This window comes from Photobacterium japonica, from assembly GCF_050337005.1.
Classification (GTDB): domain Bacteria; phylum Pseudomonadota; class Gammaproteobacteria; order Enterobacterales; family Vibrionaceae; genus Photobacterium; species Photobacterium japonica.
The window spans coordinates 128193-136105 of record NZ_JAKJSN010000014.1; the positions used below are offsets into that span (position 1 = coordinate 128193).

The 7913-nt window shown below is 52.2% G+C and carries 6 protein-coding genes; 3 read left to right on the forward strand and 3 right to left on the reverse strand.

Features of this window, described 5'->3' with window-relative positions; translation table 11 throughout:
* Nucleotides 1-7 precede the first annotated feature (7 nt).
* The 3 genes from menH to L4C36_RS06275 are packed head-to-tail and all read right to left on the reverse strand — an operon-like array spanning nucleotide 8 to nucleotide 3931.
* Complete coding sequence (menH, locus tag L4C36_RS06265) at nucleotides 8-877, reverse strand: 2-succinyl-6-hydroxy-2,4-cyclohexadiene-1-carboxylate synthase (RefSeq protein WP_428476933.1); 870 nt, start codon at nucleotides 875-877, stop codon at nucleotides 8-10.
* Nucleotides 861-2618, reverse strand: a complete 1758-nt coding sequence (gene menD / locus L4C36_RS06270) for a 2-succinyl-5-enolpyruvyl-6-hydroxy-3-cyclohexene-1-carboxylic-acid synthase (protein ID WP_428476934.1) — start codon at nucleotides 2616-2618, stop codon at nucleotides 861-863. The genes menH and menD overlap by 17 nt, the downstream gene beginning before the upstream one ends.
* Nucleotides 2615-3931: an isochorismate synthase gene (locus tag L4C36_RS06275; RefSeq protein WP_428476935.1), complete on the reverse strand. Its 1317-nt coding sequence runs from the start codon at nucleotides 3929-3931 to the stop codon at nucleotides 2615-2617. The genes menD and L4C36_RS06275 overlap by 4 nt, the downstream gene beginning before the upstream one ends.
* 464 nt (nucleotides 3932-4395) lie before the next feature.
* On the opposite strand from L4C36_RS06275, the gene L4C36_RS06280 reads away from it, so the two are divergent.
* The 3 genes from L4C36_RS06280 to L4C36_RS06290 all read left to right on the forward strand — a co-directional run bounded on the left by L4C36_RS06280 (nucleotide 4396) and on the right by L4C36_RS06290 (nucleotide 7740).
* Nucleotides 4396-5610, forward strand: a complete 1215-nt coding sequence (locus L4C36_RS06280; RefSeq protein ID WP_428476936.1) for a pyridoxal phosphate-dependent aminotransferase — start codon at nucleotides 4396-4398, stop codon at nucleotides 5608-5610.
* A gap of 166 nt (nucleotides 5611-5776) precedes the next feature.
* Nucleotides 5777-6361, forward strand: coding sequence for a 5'-deoxynucleotidase (gene yfbR, locus L4C36_RS06285; protein ID WP_428476937.1), 585 nt, complete (start codon nucleotides 5777-5779; stop codon nucleotides 6359-6361).
* Nucleotides 6361-7740, forward strand: coding sequence for an anti-phage deoxyguanosine triphosphatase (locus L4C36_RS06290; RefSeq protein ID WP_428476938.1), 1380 nt, complete (start codon nucleotides 6361-6363; stop codon nucleotides 7738-7740). Before yfbR ends, L4C36_RS06290 begins: the two co-directional genes overlap by 1 nt.
* Nucleotides 7741-7913 lie beyond the last annotated feature (173 nt).

The following is a 7913-nucleotide window of genomic DNA, read 5'->3' on the forward strand; positions in this document are numbered from 1 at the left end:
TCTTGAATCACATCATGTGACATAAATAATGTTCTACGGCCTTGGCAAACGCCTGTGGTTGTTCCACGTGTACGTTATGTCCAGCCTCTGCAATCACAGACACCGTTAACCCCGAACGGGTGGCAAGATCCGTAAACTTTGTGTCTTTCTCACCGCAAAGATAATGCACCGAAGGATACCGTTCGGTCAGTGGTGGCAGTAAGAAAGGTTGCTTGGCCAACGAGGTGGCCAAGAGCATGTGCGCGACAGCCGCCCCTTGGTTAGCACTGCGTTTTTGCACTAACTGTTGGCGTTGTTCTGCTGTCAAAGAAGAAAAGACCGGTTGTTGATACCAATCAGACAGAACCGCAGTCAGCGGTTCCTGCGTTAAACGCTGCGCCCAGCGCGAATCATGGGCGAAACGCGCTGCGCGCTCCCCTTCTGGTAAACCAAAATGGCCGCCTTCCAGCACCATGCCCACCAGCCGTGGGGATGACGCAGCTGAGCCCATCTCGGAGGGCACCGAAGAAGATATCGCAGAGTCTGTTGCGCTATTGGACGCACAGACAGAAGATGGCAAATAGCAGCACGCGTGATACATGGCGACACGCGCCCCGAGCGAATAACCAACCAGTATATAGTCCGTCACGCCACGATGGCACAAGGTTGCCTGAAGGCTTGCTGCCGTTTGCTCAAAATCATCCACTAACTGCTGATGGCTTTGACCATGCCCGGGTAAGTCCACCGTCAGGCAAGAGTGGCGAGGCGCAAGGTGATCCACCACGCTCTGCCAATCTCGCCCCGAACCTAACAGACCGTGCAGAAAGACCACCGTGAGCTGACCGTTACCCCGATCATTACCCTGATCGTTACCATGGCTTTCAGAGTAAAGCAGCATGACGTACCTCGGCAAACAATGCCTTCAGTTGCTCCCCACTCTCGCCCGCAGGTGTTTGGATTTCAATTAACGTCGCACCCGGCGTGGTTAACCCCTGACGACAGGCATGCTCAGCCTCAGATAACGTCGTCGGGCGTTCATAACGCACACCAAACATGGCCGCAGCGTGTTGGAAGTCCAACCCGTGGGGCATGCGGTAGAGCGCGTCTTTCTGACCGTCCGGTACGGGCAGTAAATCAAAAATCGCCCCGCCGTCATTGTTAGTGACTAACACTACGACCGGTTGCTCTGACGCGCGCAAGAGCGCCAACGAATTCAAATCATACAACAACGACGTGTCGCCCAGCACACACAACAAAGGTTGCTGGCGGCCTGTTTGTACCCCTGCCGCCGTGGCGATCAAGCCATCAATGCCCGAGGCACCACGGTTCGCATACGTGGCCGTGTATGGCAAAGTGCCGCACATATCCAACAACCGGACAATCAGGCTGTTACCCAGAAATAACGTGGTCTCTGCAGGCACCCAATCCATCATGTTCGCGGCCAAGCTCAACTCGCTCAACGCCGTATACTGGGTTTTCACTGAAGACAAATATCGCTGTGACGCTGCTTTCAGGTTATCAGCCCAACCAAACGCCGCTGGTGTGACCGTGGCTTCCAGCGCAATCTTTTTCAACGCATGAGCAAAACGGTCGACCGGAGCCTGCACTCGCAAGGTACAGCGGAAACTAGGATCAAGTGGCACCGCCAGTGGATCCACCAGCCAATACTGTTGCCATGCACCACGATCAATATATTGCGCCAAGCGTTTCGACACCAAGCGACCGCCAAACTGCAGCAACACATCGGCCTGTGCCAACTGTGTGCGACAATCTTCTTGTTGCAGCCAGACATCAAAACCGGCCCATTCACTGCTGCCACCCGCTTGCGGATCCGCCAGTAATGGCCAACCTAGATGTGCCGCCAGCGCCTGTACGTCCGTCAACGCCCCCGGGGCTAAACGCCCAGCGATAATCACCCCTTTCTGGTGCATCATCTCCGGCCACGGCATCGGCACATTCACGACCTCGCTCATGCGGGCATCGTAATAGACGGTGTAGGGCTGAGATTGGGTCTGCCACGCAGATAGCGGCGCTAAATACGCCGAGAAATCGGCCGCATCGCCATACAACGGTTCCGGGTAATGGCAATTGAAATGCACGGCACCACCGTGTTGATGCTGCTGATGCATCACTTTATCCACGGTAGAGACTAGCCACATTGGGGAAATATCGAGTGTCGGGGATGGGATCGCCTGAAAGGCGCTAACGTGATCAGAAAAAATGCCGTGCTGGCGAATGGCCTGATTCGCACCGCATTGGATGAGTTCATCCGGGCGATCAGAGGTCAGCAACACCAACTTCTCGCCGGTCAGGCCGCTTTCTGCCACCGCCGGCAACAGATTGGCCACGGCGGTGCCAGAGGTCACTACCACCGCCACAGGGGCGTCGGTCGCTTTGGCGAGCCCCAAGGCCATAAAGCCCAGGCCGCGCTCATCAAAGTGCGTATGAACGGTCAGTTTGTCGTTACTGTCTGCCGCTAAGGTCAACGGCGTAGAACGTGAACCGGGGGCAATACAAATGTGTTCCACCCCAAGCCGTGCCAGCTCTTCCAGCATTAACCCTGCCCACAATTGGTTCAGGGCGGCACGGTACGGTTTTGACGATGACATCAATGTCGAAGAATGCATCAAATCACTCATGCCGTTTTACGCTCCCACTCGCCTTCCTCACTGGCGAGCAAGCTGCATAAGGTCGAGGTTTTACGATCTAGTTCTTTCCATTCGCTGTCGGCAGTCGATCCTGGCACAATGCCCGCCCCTGCATACAAATGGACTTCGCCATCCATGATTAATGCACTGCGGATCGCCACGCAAAACTCACTGCGCTGGCCACCTAAGAAACCCACAGCCCCGCTGTACCAACCACGGGCGAACGGTTCATTTTCACTGATGAACGCCAAGGCTTTATCCCGCGGTAAGCCAGCAATGGCCGCCGTCGGTTGCAAACTGTCGAGTAATTCAGCGCTGCAAACGTCATCGTTCAATTGCGCGTCGATACCGCGTTTCAGGTGCTGCACTTTACGCAGTTGGATCAGCTCCGGCGTTTGTGCCACGTTCATATTGACACAGCGAGGCACCAAGCGGCTGACAATGTCATCCACCACTAAACGGTTTTCGTAGCGGTTTTTGCTGTCGTCCAGTAACCACTGCGCCAACGACGCGTCTTCTTCCGCGTTCATACCGCGGCCTGTGGTGCCAGCTAACGCTTCGGTGTGTAACTCGCGATCATGACGCAGGAACAAACGCTCAGGGGTTGACCCGACAAAGCAATGCTTAGCATCCAGTGCCATCATGAAATGGAAGCTGTGGTGATTACGGCTGCGGCTTGCTTTCAGCAATTGTGCCGGTGACACCGGTGCATCCAACGTTAACGTTGTTTTGCGCGCTAACACCACCTTCTCAAACACTTTGTGCGAGATGGCATCCAACGCATTGCTGATCATCTGTGACCAGCCTGAAAAATCGGGCGAATAACGACGATCCAGAATTTTACTGGTGATCGCGCCCACTTCCGTGGTGTCTGCCGAGATCTGTGCCAACCCGTCCAGCACTTTTTGACGGTGCTCTTCAGACAGGTTCACGGCCAGCAGCCAATCGCCATCAACGCGACTCACTTCCAGCACAGGCAAGAAAAAGAAAGAAGATAAACAACGCTGATTACGGTGCGTGCGTCCATCAAAAGATCGCCCACCCCAAATACGCTGTTCGGTGTCTAACACCTTTTCAGCCGCTTTCGGATCGGTAAAGGTTCGGATTTGACCAAGTGCAACCACTTCTTCCCGGCTATCACGCGATTGCCAGTAAAACTTCGGAAACAAAGGTTGAGATTCCATCCAGTCAATCAAGTCGGTATTTGCCGGAAGATCCAGCTTTACCGTTAATCGTTGAGTTGTCGCTGCAGATTGTTGAATTTTATTAATTAAGAACTCAACGGCTTTTTGTAACGCGGTCAAGGTAACCTCACTCAGCTCTTAAGCACTTTCAAAGGCTCATCCCTGGCTGATTGTAACATTGCTAATCACTTAGCTGACTTCTACCCTTATGGTGTTGTCGGGTGATTCCATCGGCAACCCCATAATGAATAGGGCATTCTACCTCAGAACTACTATTCTGACTAATAAAGTAATGACTCAACACGAATCTTCACATCTCATCATAAACGCAGAAAACCGCGTCATAAATGCCATAAAGCATTGCTGAAATTCGCAGCAATTCCTTTCATTGTAATATTTTATACTGCCTACAGAGGGAAACCCCCCTCATTTTTTGCTGTGACTAGCGAATTCAACCTGACAATGCAGAATTTAATGATACGAATAACTATTTTTCACTATTATTTCCTGCAGGGTGTTTATTTTTCACGGTTTTATAGTGTAATTTGAAGTCATAAACTCAAATCAGATCAGGATTACAGGAAATGCACAACATCGGGATGTCATCAAAACTCAATAATGTCTGTTACGACATACGAGGTCCCGTCCTGAAACATGCCAAACGCATGGAAGAAGAAGGACAGAAAATCCTCAAACTCAACATTGGCAACCCGGCGCCATTTGGCTTTGATGCCCCTGATGAAATCTTGGTGGATGTGATCCGCAACCTGCCAACCTCACAAGGTTACTGTGATTCCAAAGGGATTTACTCAGCGCGTAAAGCCGTGGTGCAGCACTACCAGAAACGCGGTATGTTGGATATAGACGTGGAAGATGTCTACATCGGTAACGGCTGTTCTGAACTGATCGTGATGGCGATGCAAGCCCTGCTTGATACCAACGATGAAATATTGGTGCCGTCACCGGATTACCCGTTATGGACCGCGGCAGTGTGCTTGTCTGGCGGTAACGCGGTGCACTATACCTGTGACGAAGAGTCTGACTGGTACCCTGATCTGGATGACATTCGCAGCAAGATCACGTCCAATACCCGCGGTATTGTGTTGATCAACCCAAACAACCCAACCGGCGCTGTGTACAGCCGTGATTTCTTGTTGGAAATTGTGGAAATTGCCCGTCAGCACAAACTGATCATTTTTGCTGACGAAATCTACGACAAAATTTTGTATGAAGGTGCTCAGCACACGTCCATTGCCCCGCTGGCACCGGATGTCTTCTGTGTGACGTTCAACGGCCTGTCTAAATCTTACCGCGTTTGTGGTTTCCGTGCAGGCTGGATGGTACTGTCTGGTCCTAAACTGCCAGCGAAAGGCTACATTGAAGGCCTCGACATGCTGTCTTCAATGCGTTTGTGTGCCAACGTGCCGATGCAGCACGCGATTCAAACGGCGCTGGGCGGTTATCAGAGTATCAACGAATTGATTTTACCCGGTGGTCGCCTGCTGGAGCAACGCGATAAAGCCTACGATCTGCTGACGTCGATCCCTGGGGTGTCGTGTGTTAAACCGAAAGGGGCACTTTACCTGTTCCCGAAACTGGATCAGAAGAAGTTCAATATTGTCGATGACCAACGTATGGCGCTCGATTTCTTGAAGCAAGAAAAAGTGCTGATCGTACACGGTACGGGCTTTAACTGGAAACAGCCTGATCACTTCCGCATTGTGACGCTACCGCGCGTGGATGATTTGGAACTGGCCATGAGTCGCCTAGAGCGCTTCCTGCACAGCTACCGCCAGTAACTCTGGCTCATTATCGCCAATGATGATCACGATAAGCCTCCGTCTCACGACGGGGGCTTTTTTTGTCTGCCATTCGGATAGCGCTACGCCGTGCCCCCCAAAGTCTGTTACCTTTATAGCGACCCTTCTGTAAAGAACCGATACGGTAACCGTTGAGAGCAACCTGATGAAACAAAGCCATTTTTTTGCCCACCTCGCCCGCATGAAGCTGATCCAACGTTGGCCGTTAATGCGTTGCGTAGAAACTGAAAACATCTCTGAGCACAGCTTACAAGTGGCCTTTGTGGCGCATGCGCTTGCTTTGATCAAAAACCGAAAATTCGGCGGTAACACCAACCCTGAACGCATCGCCCTGCTCGGCATGTTCCATGATTGCAGCGAAGTATTAACCGGCGACATGCCTACGCCTATCAAATACTACAACCCCGCGATTGCGCAGGAATACAAAAAAATTGAATTGGCCGCAGAGCAAAAACTGCTGTCGATGCTGCCGGAAGAATTCCATGATGACTATGCGCCCCTGCTAGACAGCCACTGCATTGACCCTGACGACTATGCCATCGTCAAACAAGCCGACAGCCTGTGTGCCTACCTGAAGTGTCTGGAAGAATTAAGCGTCGGCAACCATGAATTTACGTCTGCCAAGAAAAACTTGGAGCAAACCCTTGCCGATCGTTCGACCCCAGAGATGGCATATTTTCTCGCCACCTTTGTCGACAGCTTCAACCTGACCTTGGATGAAATCAGCTAATGCCGTTGTTTACCCTAAACGCCGATTTCCACACCGCGTGGGAAGCCCGTAAGAGCAATGAACAAAAAGAACGCCGTAATGATCACCGCTCAGCGTTTCAACGTGATCGTGCCCGTATTCTTCACTCCGCCGCTTTTCGTCGCTTGCAAGCGAAAACCCAGGTACATGGCGCGGGGCATCACGATTTTTACCGCACCCGCCTGACTCATTCACTGGAAGCGTCACAGATTGGTACCGGCATTGTCGCGCAATTGAAAATCAACCAACCCGATTTTCGCGATCTTTTGCCCTCCACCAGCTTGATGGAAAGCTTATGTTTAGCGCATGACATCGGACACCCGGCCTTTGGTCATGGCGGTGAAGTCGCCCTGAACTACATGATGCGCCACCACGGTGGCTTTGAGGGCAATGCACAAACCTTCCGCATTGTCAGTCACCTTGAACCGTATACCGAACAGTTTGGGATGAACTTGTCACGCCGTACCCTGCTGGGCTTGTTAAAATACCCGGCATTCATTCATGACACCCGTGCCACCGAATTGCCCGCTGATGTCGTGAACTTCCGCCACCTCAAAGCCAAAGACTGGCATCCCGCTAAAGGGATTTACCGTGATGACCGCGACACTTTTGATTGGGTGTTAGCCCCATTAAATGCGCATGATCGCGCCTTATTCAGTACGATGCGCGCCGACCGCCATTGTGCAACCGACCACCTAAAAACACGTTTTAAATCGTTAGACTGTTCGATCATGGAACTGGCGGATGATATCGCCTACGGCGTGCACGACTTGGAAGATGCGATTGTGATGGGCATAGTGACCCGAGAGCAGTGGCAAGAAGCGGTCGCCAGTAAGTTAGCCGATTGTGGTGAGTCGTGGATTGAAGAACGCATTAGCCAGCTCAGCGATCAGTTGTTTGGTACTCATCACGAGCGCAAAGACGCCATTGGCGCGATGGTGAACGCGTTACTGACCTCAATCCACATTGCCCCTACGCTGCAAAACGGCGTGGAAGCCTTTGATTGTCCGTTGCTGCAATGGAATGCGTTTCTGAGTGAGCCGATGGAGCACGTCTTAGATGTATTAAAGCTGTTTGTCAGCCAATACGTGGTGCACAAACCTGAAATCCAGTTGTTGGAATATAAAGGGCAACAATTGGTCATGGAATTATTTGAAGCGTTTGCCGCCGATCCTGAGCGCCTGTTGCCAGAACACACCCGTGAACGTTGGCTGCGCGCCCATCAGCAGGGTGATAATGCGCACCGTGTGATCGCCGATTATATCTCCAGCATGACCGATGGCTTCGCTCAGCGCTTGTACAGTACCCTGTTCCACCCAACGTCTGCAGTGGGTGTTGGCATTGAAGGGCATGGGTTTTAAGGACAAACGCAGGGACGTTTGTAGGGACGAGTGTCGAGTTTGTAGGGGCGAGAAAAAGCGAAGAGCAGAAGCGAGTGTCGAGTCATGCTTCGCGTCGAGTGTGGTCCTGTGGTCCTGTGGTCCTGTGGTCCTGTGGTCCTGTGGTCCTGTGGTCCTGTGGTCCTGTGGTCCTG

Bases quoted from the DNA above. Each gene is read 5' to 3' on its own strand.
- L4C36_RS06280 (WP_428476936.1), top strand. From the start codon at position 4,396: ATGCACAACATCGGGATGTCATCAAAACTCAATAATGTCTGTTACGAC.
- menD (WP_428476934.1), bottom strand. From the start codon at position 2,618: ATGAGTGATTTGATGCATTCTTCGACATTGATGTCATCGTCAAAACCG.
- menH (WP_428476933.1), bottom strand. From the start codon at position 877: ATGCTGCTTTACTCTGAAAGCCATGGTAACGATCAGGGTAATGATCGG.
- yfbR (WP_428476937.1), top strand. From the start codon at position 5,777: ATGAAACAAAGCCATTTTTTTGCCCACCTCGCCCGCATGAAGCTGATC.
- L4C36_RS06290 (WP_428476938.1), top strand. From the start codon at position 6,361: ATGCCGTTGTTTACCCTAAACGCCGATTTCCACACCGCGTGGGAAGCC.